Raw genomic sequence first — 15,389 nt, forward strand, 5'->3', positions numbered from 1 at the left:
CCCCGCCACCCCGGAAACAGGGCCCGGCCTGAGGCCTCTTGCCACCCGTAGCCCCGATGCGCCCCACCCCCGCCACGCCCGCCGCACCCGCTTCACACCTTCCCTCCGCACTGGCCGACTCGCGTTACGCCGTGCTTCGGCTGATGGTCACGCTGGCCCTGATGACCGTCGGCGCCAGCGGCATGTATGTGGTGGCGGTGGTCATGCCGGCGGTTCAAGCCGAATTTGGCGTGGCGCGCGCCGACGCTTCGCTGCCCTACACCTTGCTGATGATCGGCTTCGGAATTGGCGGCATGCTGATGGGCCGCCTCGCCGACCGCTTCGGCGTGATGGTGCCGCTGCTGGTGGGGGCCGTCAGCCTGGGCCTGGGTTATGCCGCTGCGGCCATGGCCGGCAGCATCTGGACCTTCACGCTGGCGCATGGCTTCCTGATCGGCCTGTTTGGCAGTTCCGCGACCTTTGCGCCGCTGCTGGCCGATACTTCCTTGTGGTTTGTGCGCCGCCGCGGCATTGCCGTTGCCGTGTGCGCCAGCGGCAACTACATTGGCGGCGCCATCTGGCCGCCCGTCGTGCAGCACTTTGTGGCGACCGAGGGCTGGCGCCACACTTACCTCGCCCTGGGCCTTTTCTCCTTCGTCACCATGACGGCACTGGCCCTGCTGATGCGCAGGCGTCCGCCGGTGGCCGTCGCAGCGGCGACGCGCCAGAACCTTTCGGCCACCCCCAGCGACCTGCCCTTCGGCCTGTCACCCGGCAAGGCTCAAACCCTGCTGTGTGTGGCCGGTGTGGCCTGCTGCGTGGCCATGGCGATGCCGCAGGTGCACATTGTTTCCTATTGCACCGATCTGGGTTACGGCGCGGCGCGCGGTGCCGAAATGCTCTCGCTGATGCTGGCCTGCGGCGTGGTCAGCCGTCTGGTGTCAGGACTGGTCTGCGACCGCATTGGCGGCCTGCGTACGCTGCTGCTGGGCTCGGCCCTGCAGGGCCTCGCGCTGCTGCTGTTCCTGCCCTTCGACGGGCTGGTGTCGCTGTACCTGATCGCGGCGCTGTTCGGCCTGTTCCAGGGCGGCATCGTGCCGTCGTACGCCATCATCGTGCGCGAGTACTTCCTGCCGGCCGAGGCCGGTGCGCGGGTCGGCACGGTGATCATGGCCACCATGGTCGGCATGGCGCTGGGCGGCTGGATGTCGGGCAAGGTGTTTGACCTGACCGGCTCCTACCACGCGGCCTTCATCAACGGCATCGCCTGGAACCTGCTGAACTTCGGCATTGTGCTGTTCCTGCTCTACCGCGTACGTGGTCACCGGGCGGCGGCGCAGGCCGCCTGAGCCCCGGTCTTCCGGTCCGTGCGGGTTTTTGCATCAAAAATACCTCCAGCCCTTACTGCATATGCGCAACCAGCTATATATTTCATAGCAACTAACATGCAGATCCTGTCTGGCCAGCGCATCGGCTGACACCACAACCGGCCACCCGCCTGCGCCAGGGGCCGGCGGAGGGGCGCAACATAGGCCTTTTGAAAGGCCCGCGCATGAACACCGCCCTGAAATACGCCCTCGCCGCCCTGCTGCCTGCCCTGTCTGGCGGCCAGGCGCTGGCTTGCTACACCGTCTACAACCGCGCCAACCAGGTGATCTACCATGCCGCGCAGGCCCCGGTGGACATGCGTTACCAGTTGCACGAGACCCTGCCCGCGGTCTTTTCCGATGGACACATGGTGTTTTCCATCACCGACACTTCTTGCCCGCCGGTCAACCTGACGCGCAGCAATATCCGGGATTCGGCGGGAGGCAGGGTGGCTTATGCCGCGGGGCCGGGAGAAGCGATCATGCAGGACCCGAGGGCCCGCCCTTACCGGGTGCCCCGGAACTAGGCCTCAGCCGGCCCGGGCCTCAGCCTTCCAAGCGGCTTCCCCCGAAGCGATCCGGGAGACGGGAACAGCACTTTCACCCAGGGAAGGGCAAGCAGTGTGGATTGACGCGCCCATCAACGGGCGTCACGGCAACGTGTCAGGCGTCGCCGCCGGCGCTGCGCAACACCTCTGGTTTACAGGGGCCGCGACGCTGGGGCTTTGGCGCCGAACACGGACTGCAGGGACCGCGTTTCAGGCAGGACGTACACCACCCCGGGGCTGGCGCCCAGAGCCGGTTTGAGCACCGTGTCGTAAAAAATGGCCGGCAAATTGATGCAGCCGAAAGAAATGCGGTTGTCGTCCGGCGTCGCTGACGCGAGCCGCTCCAGCCGGCGTTCCTTCTTGTTGTTTGCACGCACGCGGTGCATGGAAACGGCAGCTTCATAGTCCACCCAGACGATGTCCTCGCCTGACATGTTCACCCCGGGGCTGGATTCAAAACGTCCGGCTGGCGTGGTGCGCTCGTGCGGACGGATCGCTGACATCGGACGCTCGCCGATTCCCGGCACGGAATCGTCACCCTTGGCGGATCCCAACAGAGCCGCACTGGCGCCCCTGAGTTTTCCATTGGGATGAAAGACGAAAAGTTTGGCGTGTTGCTTGTCAAGAATCACAAAAGGCATGCCTGCGTGATTACCTGACGCCATCACCCAGTTTGCCATCTGGCGCACCACCGGTGCGGCCGGTTCAGACGCCAGATCGGCCGCTTGCGCCGACTCTGTCACGGCCGGGAAGGAAGCGTTCGGACTGTCTTTTGCCGTCACCTGACCAGGCAGACACAAGGTCACGAGCGCGAAAAAAAGGCCCGCGCCCTGGAGGGCGGCGTCGGTTCGGAAAGAGAGCGTGCGGTTCATGCCGGAAAGATAGCAGATCAAGAGTGATTGTCTGGGTGTGGCTCCACAAATCCGGGCGGAGCCCACCCGGATCTGCGCAGAAACCCGCACCAGAAAGTCGATTTAGTTGCGGTCAGCGCGCGGCTTGCGGGCCACGGTGGTGCGCTGGACAGGGGGGGTTGTGTCGGCTTGCATGGTGGTGGTGGTGCCCATGGTCGCGCCGGTGCTGGCTGCAGGCTGAGCCTGGACCTGCGGCTGAGCCTTCGCAGCAGGAGCGGTCGGGATTTTCATCTGGGCAGCACCTTGCTTGTTGGTCTCGCCCGGAGCGCCAGGCATGGTGCCCGACGGTGCCGATGTCTGTGCATAAGCCAGACCGCCAGCGGCGACCAGTGCGAGAGCCGTAACGGCGGAGGTGAGGGTGCGGTTGAAATTCATGGGGAGTTCCTTGAGACAAAAATCCGGTGAGGGACCTGGGTGGACGCCGACCGGTTGGCCGACTGCGAGTCAGCTTAATTTGCCCCGTCTGATGCCACGGTGAGCAGCCGTCGCGTGTGGCTGTAGGACAGCCCGGCAGCACGGCGTCGGAGCAACGCGTGCTGACCCGCGCGCGCCCTGTCAGGGCGGGCCGCAGCTCGTGCGAAGGAAACGACTGACACGCGTTGTCAGCACTGGCCTGCATTCGCGTCTGCGTCAAGCTCAAACACTGAAGACGTGCCAGCCGGGCTCCGCGCTACAAAGACAGGTATCGGACTTCCGCCCCTCGGTGAAACGTCTGAACATTGCCCAGCGGACCCGGCTGCATTTTTGTCCTGCGTCTAGTCGGACAGACTGCCGGCCATGGCCTTGCCGACCTCATTGCTGCCTTGCGCAGCGCCGCTTTGCGGCACCATCTCGCCGGCGCGTTCCGTCACTTCGGCCAGTCGCGCGGTCAGCGCCTCCGGCACCTGCTCGCCCTTGCCCAGATACACCCCCTGCGTCAGCGTGATGTTGGCCGCCTCGAAGGTGCCGGCGCCCGCGCAAAGAATGGTGCGTGTCGGCGCCTCGTGGGACGCCAGCACCAGCATGGCCGGCACCACGGCTTCGGGTTGCAGTGCCTGGAGCACCTCCTCGGGCATCAGCCCTTCCGTCATGCGCGTGGCAGCCGTCGGCGCCAGGCAGTTGACGCGGATGTCGTTTTTCGCACCCTCGATGGCCAACGTCTGCATCAGCCCGACCAGCGCCATCTTGGCCGCGCCGTAGTTCGACTGGCCGAAGTTGCCATACAGGCCTGACGACGAGGTAGTCATCACGATGCGGCCGTATTTCTGGGCCGCCATGATGTCCCACACGGCTTTGGTGCAATGTACGGCGCCCATCAGGTGCACATTCATGACCAGCGCGAAGTCGGCCAGGTCCATCTTGGCAAAACTCTTGTCACGCAGGATGCCGGCGTTGTTGACAAGGATGTCCACCCGGCCCCAGGCATCCATGGCCTGCTGCACCATGGCCTGCACCGCCGCAAAGTCGGTCACCGAGGCGCCGTTGGCGATTGCTTCACCGCCGGCCGCCCGGATCTCGGCCACCACCGCGTCGGCGGCGCTGACCGATCCGCCCGAGCCGTCGCGCGCGCCGCCCAGGTCATTGACCAGCACCTTTGCGCCGCGCCTGGCCAGGGCCAGTGCATGTTGCCGGCCCAGCCCGCCGCCTGCGCCTGTGACGATGGCCACCCGGCCCTTGAAATCAATCCCCATTTGCTTGTCCTTGTCGTGTTGGTGATGCCTGGTCCGAGGCAAGTCTGATAGCCTAGGCTGTACTGTAATGGACCGCCCCGCCTCCCCCTGAAAGCCACCATGGAACTCAACCTCGAAACCGTCACCACCCCGCCGCGTCCGGCAGCCACCGTGGTACTGCTGCGTGATGCGCCCGCGGGCCTGCAGGTGTTCCTCATGAAGCGCCATGGCCTGTCCGACGTACTGGGCGGCGCCTATGTGTTTCCCGGCGGCAAGATCGATGCTGCCGACGCCGAACTGGACATGGCCGCCCACCTGGACCAGCCGCTGGAGGTGCTGCATGCCGGGCTGAGCGAGCCTGGCATCGACCTGCGCACAGCCGGCGCCGTGTACGTGGCGGCGCTGCGAGAGGCGTTTGAAGAGTCGGGCGTGCTGTTCGCGCAGGGCCACCCGGGGCAAGCCCTGCCCGGCCTGGCCGACCAGGCGGCCGCGTTGCTGCGCGAAGGCCACGGCTTCAATGCCGTGCTGGCCCGCATGGCCTTGCGCCTGCAGACGCTCAACGTGGTGCCCTGGTCACGCTGGATCACCCCCGTCACCCCCTCGGTGACCAACAAGCGTTTCGACACGCGTTTTTTCGTGGCAGCGGTGCCCGGCGGTCAGGTAGCCAGCCACGACAATTTCGAGACCACAGAGAGCATCTGGCTGAGCCCGCGCCATGCGCTGCAGCAGTACTGGGACCGGCAGATCGAGCTGGCGCCGCCGCAGATCATGAGCCTGGCGCATCTGTCGCGCCATGCGGGTGTTGAGAGTGTCCTGGCCGAGGCCCGCGGGCGCCGGCCGCCGGTGATTCAGCCCGAGCCCTTCGACCACGAAGGCAGCCGGGTCATCTGTTATCCCGGCGACACGCGCCATTCAGTGCGCGAGCAGGCCCTGCCCGGCCCCACGCGCCTGAGCTACCGCAACAGGCGGTTCGAACCCGACGCCGGCTTCGAGGCCCTGTTCGGCTAAGGCCCCAGCCAGCCAGACGGTGATGGCGGCCGGCTGGTTGACGGTGCGCAGCGCCTGGAAAGCCCGCTCTGCCTCGGGATAACGGCGGCGCAGAAAATTGAGCCATTGCTTGAGGCGTCCGGCGCGCGAGTGCGCATCCAGCCGGCTGCAGACCAGTTCCCAGAACTGGGCCACCAGCGGCAGCAGCGCGACCCAGGTCAGCCCCGCAACAGCGCCTCCGCAGATGGCCAGCGCCAGACCCGGGTCGGCCACCGCGCCGCGGCCCAGCATCAGCATCTCGCAGCCCGAGGCCTGCCGGCACCGACGCGCATCGTCCACCGTCCAGATCTCGCCGTTGGCCACCACCGGAATGCTGACCGCCGCGCGAATGTCGGCAATGCGTTCCCAATAAGCCGGCGGCCGGTAGGCCTGGGCCTTGGTGCGCGCATGCACCACCAGTTCGTCGGCGCCGTTGTCGGCAATCGCCTGCGCGCAGTCAATCGCCTTGCTGTCGTCATTGAACCCGAGACGCATCTTGGCCGACACCGGCAGGTGCGCCGGCACGGCGCGCCGCACGGCCGCGACGATGGCCGCAATCGTGTCCGGCTCTTCGAGCAGCGCGGCACCGCCGCCGTGGCGGTTGACCACCTTGGCCGGGCAGCCGAAGTTGAGGTCAATGCCGGCCGGCCCCAGCGTGGCGAGCCGGGCGGCGTTTTCAGCCAGGCACACCGGGTCCGATCCCAACAGCTGCGCACGCACCGGCACACCTGCCAGGGTGCGCCCGCCGGTGTGCAACTCGGGCACGATGCGCGTGAAGACGCGCTCGGGCAGCAGTTGGTCGGTGATGCGGATGAATTCGGAAACGCAGCGGTCGATGCCACCGGCCCGCGTCAGGATGTCGCGCAGCACGAAGTCGAGCAGCCCTTCCATGGGGGCGAGCAGAATGGTCATGGCCGGGAGACGGACAGGCAGCGGCAGGCAGACAGAACACGGGCAGGCATCCCGGTGTTTTAACAGATGCGCGGTGACGGCGCCCCGGGCGCAGCGTCTACCCCCACCAGAGGCTTCCATAAGCGGACTCGGCGATCGGGACTGAGCGCTCCCGGGCGAACCGGGTGTCCACCGGCGTGTAACCCGCCTCCCGGATGGCACGACCGAGTACGGACGCATCGGCCTTCGCCGACCCGATCGCAACCCGCTGGGAAGCCAGGTCAATCTCGATCCTTGCCATCTTGTCGGCTGCCTTGACGGCTCGGGTGATGGCGTTGACGCCATGCACGCTGGTCATGTCTTCTACCTGAAATGCGATCATTGATTTCTCCGTTTTCTGATGGCAGTTGCTTGTGGGAAGTCACCCCTGCAAGCGCCGGTCGACCATGAGCCAGGTCAGGCCCAGCCGCCACCCAGGGCGCGTATCAGTCCGACCGTGGCCACATACTGCGCGGCGCGCACCTGCAGTGCCTCGCGCCGGTTGCGCAGTTCGCTGCGCCGGGCATCGAGCAGCTCAAGCTGGCTGACCAGTCCGTTGCGGTAACGCGAGTCCGACAGCACCGTCGCGCGGCTGGCCGAGGCCACAGAGCGCGATTGCGCTTCGGACTGCTCACCGAGCAGGCGCAGGGCCGAGAGCTGGTCTTCCACATCCCTGAAGGCGACCAGGATCTGTTCCCGGTAATTGGCCAGCGCGATATCGAGTCCCGCGTTCGCGTTCTGCACGCCCGCTTCGCGGCGGCCACCGTCAAAAATCGGCAACGACAGCAAGGCGCCCACGCCCCAGGCGCGGGTGGACATCCTGAACAGATCGCCGATCTCGGGCGCCGCGTACCCGCCGGCAGCGGTCAGCGCAAAACTCGGGAACCAGGCGGCCTTGGCCACGCCGGCCCTGGCCTGCGCCGCCTGCATGCTGCTTTGGGCCGCCGCCACATCGGGCCGCCGAGCCAGAACGGTGCTCGGCACACCGGCAGGGATCACCGGCAGCGCGGTGGACCAGTCGGCAGGTTTCACCTCGAAAGTGGAAGCCACGTCACCGACCAGCACGGCCAGCGTGTGTTCGAGCTCGGCGCGGCGCCGGTCCAGCGCCAGCCCTTCCGACTCGGTGGATGCCACCTCGGTGCGCACTCGCGCCACATCGAGCTCGGCGACATCACCCTCCCGCAAGCGCACCTCGGTCAGGCGCAAGGTGTTGCGGTAGGCCTGCAGGGTGTCCCGCACCAGCGTGCGTTCGGCATCAAGCGCGCGCAACTGCAAATAGGTCTGAGCCACATTGGCCTGCACCAGCAGTTGGGTGCTGCGCAGCAGCGCCTCGCGCGATCGGACGTCCTGCGACGCAGCGTCCGTGGCGAGCGACAGCCGGCCGATCAGGTCCACCTCATAAGACAAATTGGCACCCACACTGACCACGGTTTGCGGCCGGTTGCCGGTGGTGCTGTTTTGCTGACGCACCGCTCCCGCGCCGAGATCGACCTGCGGCAAACGGTCCGCATCGGTGCTGCGCGCGATCGCGCGTGCCTGCGCCAGGCGGCCGGCGGCCACCTGCACACTGCTGTTGTTGCGGCCGGAACGCTCGACCAGCTGATCGAGCACCGGGTCAGCAAACACCGTCCACCAGCGGCCCTGGGGTTGTGCTTCTGCGCTGATGGGCGTGGCCGCCAGCACGCGAGAGGCATCCTGCTGCCCCTTGAAGGCCGGCGGCGTGGCCGGCAGACGCGCAGGATCGACAGCGGCGGGCGTGGCGCAACCAGCCAGCACGAGGGTGGCGAGCAAAGGCACAAGCGCATGGCGCAGTCGGGAAGAAGTACGGTTCATGGTGAACTCCTCAAGCTGTTTTGGTTTATTCATGGTGTTTCATGGCCGCAGCGGGCTGGGCGTGCATTGGCGCGCCGCCACCCCCGGCGAAGGCCTCGATGTGGGGCACTTCGCCATGCAGCTTGAGTGGTCGGTTGCCAGCCATGCGGCGCAGCGCCACATAAAAAACCGGCGTGAGGAACAGGCCAAAAGCCGTCACGCCAATCATTCCGGCAAACACCGCGACACCCATGGCCGAACGCATCTCGGCGCCGGCGCCGGTGGACAGCACCAGCGGCAGCACGCCCATCACAAAGGCCAGCGAGGTCATCAGGATGGGGCGCAGGCGCAGGCGGCTGGCCTCGATCGCGGCCTGCACCGGCGTGCGGCCGGCGAATTCGAGCTCGCGCGCAAACTCGACGATCAGGATGGCGTTTTTCGCCGACAAACCCACAAGCACCATGAGTCCGATCTGGGTGAAGACGTTGTTGTCGCCGCCCGAAATCCAGACACCGGTCATGGCCGCCAGCAGGCCCATGGGCACGATCAGGATGATGGCGATCGGCAGGGTCAGGCTTTCATACTGCGCGGCCAGCACCAGGAACACCAGCAGCAGGGCCAGCGGGAACACCAGCACCGCCGAATTGCCGGCCAGGATTTCCTGGTAGGTCAGCTCGGTCCATTCGTAGCCTATGCCCTTGGGCAAGGTTTCTGCGGCGATGCGTTCAATCGCTGCCTGCGCCTGGCCCGACGAATAACCCGGTGCCGGGCCGCCGCTGACGTCGGCCGACAGGTAGCCGTTGTAACGCATGGCGCGTTCCGGGCCGAAGCTGGAGTTCACCTTCATCAGCGCCGACAGCGGCACCATCTCGCCGGTGGTCGAGCGCACCTTGAGCAGGCCCACGTCCTCGGCGCGTGCGCGATAGGGCGCATCGGCCTGCACGCGTACGCTGTAGGTGCGGCCGAACTTGTTGAAGTCGTTTGCATACAGGCTGCCCAGGTAGATCTGCATGGTGTCGAAGATATCGGTCACCGGCACATTGAGCTGGCGCGCCTTGGTGCGGTCGATGTCGGCATAAAGCTGCGGCACGTTGACCTGCCAGCTCGTGAAAGTACCGGCAATCTCGGGCGCCTGCGCCACCTTGCCCATGAAGGCCTTCACTGCACCATCCATCGCGTCGTAACCGAGCGAGGCGCGGTCCTCCAGCTGCAGCTTGAAACCGCCGGTGGTGCCCAGGCCCTCGACCGGTGGCGGCGGGAACATCACGATGAAGGCGTCCTGGATGCCGGCAAATGCCCCGTTCAGCTGTCCTGCCACCGCACCACCGCTCTGGTCGGCTCTCTTGCGCTCGGCAAAGGGCTTGAGGGTGGCGAACACGATGCCGGAGTTGGAGCTGTTGGTGAAGCCGTTGATGGACAGGCCCGGGAAGGCAATCGCGTCTTCCACATTCGGGTTCTTCTTCATGATCTCGCCCATGCGCTGGATCACGTCTTCGGTGCGGTCCAGCGTGGCGCCGTCGGGCAGTTGCGCAAAACCGATCAGGTACTGCTTGTCCTGCGCCGGCACAAAACCACCGGGAACCAGCTTGAAGACACCGACCGTGGCCGCCACCAGCACGCCGTACACCACCAGCATCAGTGTCTTGCGCGAGATCGCGCCCCTGACACCGCCACTGTAGGCGCCGGCGCCACGGCTGAATATTCTGTTGAACCACGCGAAGAAGCGGCCGAACACCCTGTCCATGCCACGCGTCAGGGCGTCTTTCGGCGCGTCGTGGCTTTTCAGCAGCAGCGCGGCCAGTGCCGGCGACAGGGTCAGCGAGTTGATCGCCGAGATCACGGTAGAAATCGCAATCGTCACCGCGAACTGGCGGTAGAACTGGCCGGTCAGGCCGCTGATGAAGGCCAACGGCACAAACACCGCGACCAGCACCAGCGCAATCGCGATGATGGGCCCGGACACCTCGCGCATGGCGCGGTAAGTCGCCTCGCGCGGCGACAGGCCGGCCTCGATGTTGCGCTCCACGTTTTCCACCACCACGATGGCGTCGTCGACCACAATGCCGATGGCCAGCACCAGTCCGAACAGGCTCAACGCGTTGATCGAAAAACCCAGCAGGTGCAGCACCGCAAAAGTGCCGACCACCGACACCGGCACCGCCAGCAGCGGAATGATGGACGCGCGCCATGTCTGCAGGAACAGGATCACCACCAGTACCACCAGTGCCACCGCTTCGAGCAGGGTGGTGATCACCGACTTGATCGACGCACGCACAAACTGCGTCGGGTCGTAGGCGATGCGGTACTCCACGCCCTCGGGCATGTTTTTCGCGAGGTCGTCCATGGCCTGGCGCACGGCGTCGGAAATTTCCAGCGAGTTGGAACCGGGCGCCTGGAACACACCCATACCCACGGCAGGCTTGTTGTTGAGCAATGAACGCAGCGAATAATCGGACGCGCCCAGCTCCAGGCGGGCGATGTCGCGCAAGCGCGTTACAGCACCGTCGCTACCGGTCTTGACGATGATGTCGCCGAACTCGTCCTCGTTCTGCAAGCGGCCCTGGGCATTGATCGACAGCTGCATGTCCACACCCGGCAGGCCTGGCGAGGCACCGACCACGCCGGCGGCCGCCTGCACGTTCTGGCCGCGGATGGCAGCCACCACGTCGCTGGCCGACAGGCCGCGTTGTGCCACCTTTTGCGGATCGAGCCAGACACGCATCGAGTAATCGCCGCCGCCAAAAATCTGCACCTGACCTACGCCCTGGATGCGCGCCAGCCGGTCCTTGACGTTGAGGACCGCATAGTTGCGCAGGTAATTGATGTCGTAGCGGTCGTTCGGCGAGACCAGGTGCACCACCAACGTGATGTTGGGCGCGCTCTTCACGGTGGTCACACCGAGCCGGCGCACCTCCTCGGGCAGGCGTGGCTCGGCCTGCGAGACGCGGTTCTGCACCATCTGCTGCGCCTTGTCGGGGTCGGTGCCGAGCTTGAAGGTCACCGTCAGCGTCATCACGCCGTCGGTGGTGGCCTGGCTGCCCATGTACAGCATGCCCTCGACGCCGTTGATGGATTCCTCCAGCGGCATGGCCACGGTTTCGGCAATCACCTTGGGGTTGGCACCGGGGTACTGGGCGCGCACCACCACCGAGGGCGGCGCCACCTCGGGGTACTCGGAGACCGGCAGGCCCCCGAGCGCGACCAGGCCCGCGATCAGCATCATCAGCGACAACACGCCGGCAAAAATCGGCCGGTCGATAAAAAATTTCGAAAGATTCATGGCAGTTCTTCTTGTTCAGGCCAGAGCCTCCCGGCTCCGGCATTCATTCATGACTTCGCGGCGACCTTGACGGGCTTGTCGGCATTCAACAATTCCGCCTTGGCCGACATCTCGACCGGCTGCGGCGCCACCAGCGCGCCGGGACGCACGCGCTGCAGGCCGTTGACGACGATGCGTTCGTTGGGCGCCAGGCCGTTCTTGACGACCCGCAGGCCGTTGACCGATGCGCCCAAAGTGACTTCCCGGTACTCGGCCTTGTTGCCCTCGCCCACCACCAGCACGAACTTCTTGTTCTGGTCGGTACCGACGGCGCGCTCATTGACCAGCAGGGCGGTGGCTTGCGTCGCCTGGCCCATGCGGATGCGTGCAAACTGGCCGGGCATCAACTGGCCACCCTTGTTGTCGAACACCGCGCGGGCGCGCACCGTACCGCTCTTCGCATCGACCTGGTTGTCGACCAGCTGCAGCCGGCCCTCGAACGGCGTGTCTGTGCTGGCGGCGGTGCCCATCTGCACCGGGATGCGCTCGAGCCTGCGATCGCCACCCGCGTTGACATCCTTCAGGGCCTTGGCAATCACCTGCTCGTCGACGTCAAAGCTCGCATAGATGGGGCTCACGGAGACCAGCGTGGTCAACACTGGCGCACCGGGGCCGGCGGCCACCAGGTTGCCCACCGTCACTTCCAGTTTGCCGACGCGGCCAGCCACCGGCGCACGCACCTGGGTGTAGCCCAGGCTCAACTGGGCCGTCTGCAGCGCGGCCTGGGCGGCGCGCAAGTTGGCATCGGCTTCGCCCTTTCCGTTGGTTCGTTCGTCAAACTCGCGCCTGGAAATGGCTTGCTCGCTCCACAGACGCTGCGAACGTTCCTGCTCGCCTTTGGCCTGTGCCAGCCGCGCCTGCGCGGCCGCGACCTGTGCGCTGGCACGTTCCACTTCCGCTGCATAGGGTGCCGGATCCATGGTCAGCAGCAACTCGCCCTTTTTGACCAGCGCGCCTTCACGGAAATGCACCGCATGGACGGTGCCGGCCACACGTGAGCGGATGTCCACGCGCTCGACCGCCTCCAGGCGACCGGAGAACTCGTCCCAGGTCGCCACGTCGCTCGGCACAACAGTGGCCACGGAGACAGGCATGGCGGCGGGGGCGACAACTACATCCGCCCGGGCACCGGCGCCGGATACGCCAAAAACGGCGGCAGACATGCCGGCTACGGCCAGAACGCCCAGCGCGACCGCCAGGAGACGGCGCTTGTTGTTGTGAAGTTGAATCGATGGCATGGTTGAACCTTATGGAGATGAAAAACTCGGATGACGGCGTCCGGGCACCGCAGACATATCGATGCCCGGACATAAAAAAAACGAAAATGAACAGATGGCGACTAAGCGACCCGAAGGGCTGCACACCTGGTGCCGCCTTGCAGGCAGCCGTCCCTGGCCATCTGGCCAGCGCAGCGCCTGCGGTTCACGGCATCAACAGGAAATCCCGTCATGAAACGTCCTCAACATGGAACGGTGTGAACTTTCAACCCTCCAACGATGGCAAGGTCAAGACGTGCGGACAAAAACCACATCTTTCCTGTGGGAAATAGCTTCTGACGTGATGGTTTCTGTGCCCGGGAGCAGCCGCGTGCGCAAGCCAGGGCGAACCGGGACGTGACGGCCAGCAGGCGGCACTGGTGCTTGCGTGAACGCATCGATGACATGGAAAACTCACTCAAGAAAAAACAGGAAAAAACAGGAAAAATACGGATCAGGAAACCGACAGCAGGCTGCTTTGCACGCTTTGAGCGGCAGCCATGCTGGCAAAAAAATCGCCAAACTGCTTTTGCACCACCGCCGGCCAGCCAGCCTGCGCAGGGCCTGCCTCCAGATAACTGCGGGGCCATCCGGTTGGTCCGGGCAACACGGCCTCGTGGGCAAACAACCCCGCGGCGCGCAGCCGCTCGGCATAGGCGTGTGTCTCATCGCGCAGGGGGTCGTCCTCCGCGGTGATCAGCAGCGTGGGCGGCAAACCGGCCAGGCGAAAAACCGAACCCGGCGCTGCATACGGATGGCTGGCATCTTCCAGGCGAGGCAGGTAGTTGTGCCAGCCGTCGGCCCAGGTGCAGCCCACCGGACCGGCATGGACATCGCGCAGCGACGCTGTGCCCAGGCAAGGGTCCAGCATCGGTGACAGAAGGATCTGGCCGGCAAGCGCAGGGCCATGACGGTCCCGCGCAAGAAGGGCCACGGCCGCTGCAATATTGCCGCCGGCCTCCTCCCCGGCCACAAACATCGGGGCTTCATGCCCCGCCAGCTTGTGCCTGGCCTTGCTGGCCCACACCAAGGCGTCGTAACCGGCCTCGACAGCCTGCGGAAAGGGATGGGCCGGCGCCAGCGGATAGTCCAGCGACAGCACCACCGCACCGCTGGCCGCAAGCAGGCTGCCGATGCATGCGCCCCCTTCGAGCGATCCGCCGACAAACGCCCCGCCGTGAAAGTGAAGCACCAGCGGCACCACCTGAGCGCCGTACCGATGCCCATAAAAGCGGGCCGAAAGCGGCTCGCGCTGCCCGATGTCGACCTGCTTTTCCACGCAGGGCGGCGGGGCTTTCGGGCTGGCCTGACTGGAATGCTGCTGGCTTGTCATCATCTTGAACCGCAAGCGGCTCCGTTGTTGTTGCAATGCAGCAGAAGATAGGCGCTATGGACTGATCAATAAATGGGCAAACCGTAATTACTTTGTTCCAGAGATGGAACAATCGGCCCTTAAACTGCCCTTGTTTCGGGCTATTCTTCGCAGCCAGGCTAACGAGGATTTCCGGATGGACAAGTTTTCTGCCATGCAGGCTTTTGTGCGTGTCGTCGAAGCCGGCACCTTCACCAAGGCCGCCGATTCCATCGGCATGCCCAAGGCCACGGTGACGCGGCTGATCCAGACCCTGGAAAAAGAGCTGGACACCAAGCTGCTCAACCGCACCACCCGCAAAGTCACGGTGACGGCCGACGGCGCGGCCTACTATGAGCGCGCCGGCCGCCTGCTGGGCGACATGGAGGAACTGGAGTCGAGCATGTCGCGGGCCAAGGCCAGTCCGCGCGGCCGGCTCAAGGTGGACATTCCGGCCTCGCTCGGCATGGCGGTGATCATCCCCGCGCTGCCGGATTTTTATGCCCGCTACCCCGACATCCAGATTGAACTCGGCGTGAGCGACCGACCGGTCGACATCATTGCCGAAAACGTGGACTGCGTGATACGCGGCGGCGAGATCACCGACCAGTCGCTGGTCGCCCGCCGGATCGGGGAGTTTTACCTGATGTCCTGTGCCTCACCCGCCTACCTCAAGCGCCATGGCGTGCCGGCCCACCCGCGCGAACTCGCGCGCGCGCACAAGCTGATCCGCTACTTTTCGCCGCGCGACGGCAAGCTCTACAACGTGACACTGCAGAAGGACGGCGAAATGGTGGAGGTCGACGGCCAGCACCAGCTGGCGGTCAATGACTCCAATGCCGGCGTGGCTGCAGCGCTGGCCGGCCTGGGCGTCCTGCAGACCCTGACCTTTCTGGTCCAGCACCACATCAGCAGCGGAGCGCTCGAGCCCCTGTTCGGCGGCTGGTGCACCGAGCCCAAGCCCATCCACGTGGTGTACCCGCCGAATCGGCACCTGAGCAACAAGGTGCGCGTCTTCGTGGACTGGATTGCCGAGCTGTTTTCAAGACACGACCTGATCCAGCGCAAGAGCACCCTGCCCGTTCGCACGGAACACGCACCGCCCGCCCTGGTGTGAGCTGACCGGCCCCTTTCCCTTTTCTCCCCGGTGCCGGGCGTTTGTGGCGATCGCGCTGTGGTCGCCGGGCTCAAGCCCTGCCGTCTTGCAGGCTGGTCCTACAAGGGACGCGGGCACGTCTTAC

Annotated in this window: 13 protein-coding genes; 4 read left to right on the top strand and 9 right to left on the bottom strand. The window is 65.6% G+C overall.

What is annotated here, in order from left to right; translation table 11 throughout:
- Positions 1-56: 56 nt before the first annotated feature.
- The gene (locus tag PSV33_RS11715; protein WP_300561934.1) at positions 57-1,328 is read left to right on the top strand and encodes an MFS transporter; all 1,272 of its coding nucleotides are present in this window, start codon (positions 57-59) and stop codon (positions 1,326-1,328) included.
- 203 nt (positions 1,329-1,531) lie between these two features.
- Positions 1,532-1,873, top strand: a complete 342-nt coding sequence (locus PSV33_RS11720) for a hypothetical protein (RefSeq protein WP_300561937.1) — start codon at positions 1,532-1,534, stop codon at positions 1,871-1,873.
- 173 nt (positions 1,874-2,046) lie between these two features.
- Here the strand turns inward: PSV33_RS11720 and PSV33_RS11725 are convergent, their stop codons facing one another.
- The 3 genes from PSV33_RS11725 to PSV33_RS11735 all read right to left on the bottom strand — a co-directional run bounded on the left by PSV33_RS11725 (position 2,047) and on the right by PSV33_RS11735 (position 4,475).
- Complete coding sequence (locus PSV33_RS11725; RefSeq protein WP_300561940.1) at positions 2,047-2,856, bottom strand: hypothetical protein; 810 nt, start codon at positions 2,854-2,856, stop codon at positions 2,047-2,049.
- Between the two features lie 12 nt (positions 2,857-2,868).
- Positions 2,869-3,180: a hypothetical protein gene (locus PSV33_RS11730; RefSeq protein WP_300561943.1), complete on the bottom strand. Its 312-nt coding sequence runs from the start codon at positions 3,178-3,180 to the stop codon at positions 2,869-2,871.
- Positions 3,181-3,560: 380 nt separating this feature from the next.
- A complete protein-coding gene (locus PSV33_RS11735; RefSeq protein WP_300561946.1) occupies positions 3,561-4,475 on the bottom strand; it encodes an SDR family NAD(P)-dependent oxidoreductase in 915 nt (304 codons plus the stop codon).
- A gap of 99 nt (positions 4,476-4,574) precedes the next feature.
- On the opposite strand from PSV33_RS11735, the gene PSV33_RS11740 reads away from it, so the two are divergent.
- The gene (locus PSV33_RS11740) at positions 4,575-5,462 is read left to right on the top strand and encodes an NUDIX hydrolase (protein ID WP_300561948.1); all 888 of its coding nucleotides are present in this window, start codon (positions 4,575-4,577) and stop codon (positions 5,460-5,462) included.
- Here PSV33_RS11740 and PSV33_RS11745 read toward each other — a convergent pair.
- The 6 genes from PSV33_RS11745 to PSV33_RS11770 form a co-directional block, all read right to left on the bottom strand.
- Positions 5,367-6,392 (bottom strand): tRNA-dihydrouridine synthase, encoded by a 1,026-nt coding sequence (locus PSV33_RS11745; RefSeq protein ID WP_300561951.1) that lies wholly within the window; start codon positions 6,390-6,392, stop codon positions 5,367-5,369. The genes PSV33_RS11740 and PSV33_RS11745 overlap by 96 nt on opposite strands.
- A 97-nt stretch (positions 6,393-6,489) precedes the next feature.
- Positions 6,490-6,753 carry a heavy-metal-associated domain-containing protein gene (locus PSV33_RS11750; RefSeq protein ID WP_300516246.1) on the bottom strand — a complete coding sequence of 88 codons (264 nt, stop codon included), beginning with the start codon at positions 6,751-6,753 and terminating at the stop codon, positions 6,490-6,492.
- A gap of 74 nt (positions 6,754-6,827) precedes the next feature.
- On the bottom strand, positions 6,828-8,243 hold the full coding sequence (locus PSV33_RS11755) for an efflux transporter outer membrane subunit (RefSeq protein WP_300562161.1): 1,416 nt from the start codon (positions 8,241-8,243) through the stop codon (positions 6,828-6,830).
- Positions 8,244-8,268: 25 nt separating this feature from the next.
- On the bottom strand, positions 8,269-11,502 hold the full coding sequence (locus PSV33_RS11760; RefSeq protein WP_300561952.1) for an efflux RND transporter permease subunit: 3,234 nt from the start codon (positions 11,500-11,502) through the stop codon (positions 8,269-8,271).
- Between the two features lie 47 nt (positions 11,503-11,549).
- Positions 11,550-12,779, bottom strand: a complete 1,230-nt coding sequence (locus PSV33_RS11765; RefSeq protein WP_300561955.1) for an efflux RND transporter periplasmic adaptor subunit — start codon at positions 12,777-12,779, stop codon at positions 11,550-11,552.
- Positions 12,780-13,251: 472 nt separating this feature from the next.
- Positions 13,252-14,130, bottom strand: coding sequence for an alpha/beta hydrolase (locus tag PSV33_RS11770; protein ID WP_300562164.1), 879 nt, complete (start codon positions 14,128-14,130; stop codon positions 13,252-13,254).
- A 175-nt stretch (positions 14,131-14,305) separates the two neighbouring features.
- On the opposite strand from PSV33_RS11770, the gene PSV33_RS11775 reads away from it, so the two are divergent.
- Entirely contained in the window at positions 14,306-15,265 is a 960-nt protein-coding gene (locus tag PSV33_RS11775) for a LysR family transcriptional regulator (RefSeq protein WP_300561957.1), read from the top strand.
- The last annotated feature ends 124 nt before the right edge of the window (positions 15,266-15,389 follow it).

The sequence above is a fragment of the Polaromonas sp. genome (assembly GCF_029945895.1).
Lineage (GTDB): Bacteria > Pseudomonadota > Gammaproteobacteria > Burkholderiales > Burkholderiaceae_C > Polaromonas.

Coding starts and splice junctions, on each gene's coding strand:
- PSV33_RS11715 (WP_300561934.1), top strand. CDS start 57: ATGCGCCCCACCCCCGCCACGCCCGCCGCACCCGCTTCACACCTTCCC.
- PSV33_RS11720 (WP_300561937.1), top strand. CDS start 1,532: ATGAACACCGCCCTGAAATACGCCCTCGCCGCCCTGCTGCCTGCCCTG.
- PSV33_RS11730 (WP_300561943.1), bottom strand. CDS start 3,180: ATGAATTTCAACCGCACCCTCACCTCCGCCGTTACGGCTCTCGCACTG.
- PSV33_RS11735 (WP_300561946.1), bottom strand. CDS start 4,475: ATGGGGATTGATTTCAAGGGCCGGGTGGCCATCGTCACAGGCGCAGGC.
- PSV33_RS11740 (WP_300561948.1), top strand. CDS start 4,575: ATGGAACTCAACCTCGAAACCGTCACCACCCCGCCGCGTCCGGCAGCC.
- PSV33_RS11745 (WP_300561951.1), bottom strand. CDS start 6,392: ATGACCATTCTGCTCGCCCCCATGGAAGGGCTGCTCGACTTCGTGCTG.
- PSV33_RS11750 (WP_300516246.1), bottom strand. CDS start 6,753: ATGATCGCATTTCAGGTAGAAGACATGACCAGCGTGCATGGCGTCAAC.
- PSV33_RS11755 (WP_300562161.1), bottom strand. CDS start 8,243: ATGAACCGTACTTCTTCCCGACTGCGCCATGCGCTTGTGCCTTTGCTC.
- PSV33_RS11760 (WP_300561952.1), bottom strand. CDS start 11,502: ATGAATCTTTCGAAATTTTTTATCGACCGGCCGATTTTTGCCGGCGTG.
- PSV33_RS11765 (WP_300561955.1), bottom strand. CDS start 12,779: ATGCCATCGATTCAACTTCACAACAACAAGCGCCGTCTCCTGGCGGTC.
- PSV33_RS11770 (WP_300562164.1), bottom strand. CDS start 14,130: ATGACAAGCCAGCAGCATTCCAGTCAGGCCAGCCCGAAAGCCCCGCCG.
- PSV33_RS11775 (WP_300561957.1), top strand. CDS start 14,306: ATGGACAAGTTTTCTGCCATGCAGGCTTTTGTGCGTGTCGTCGAAGCC.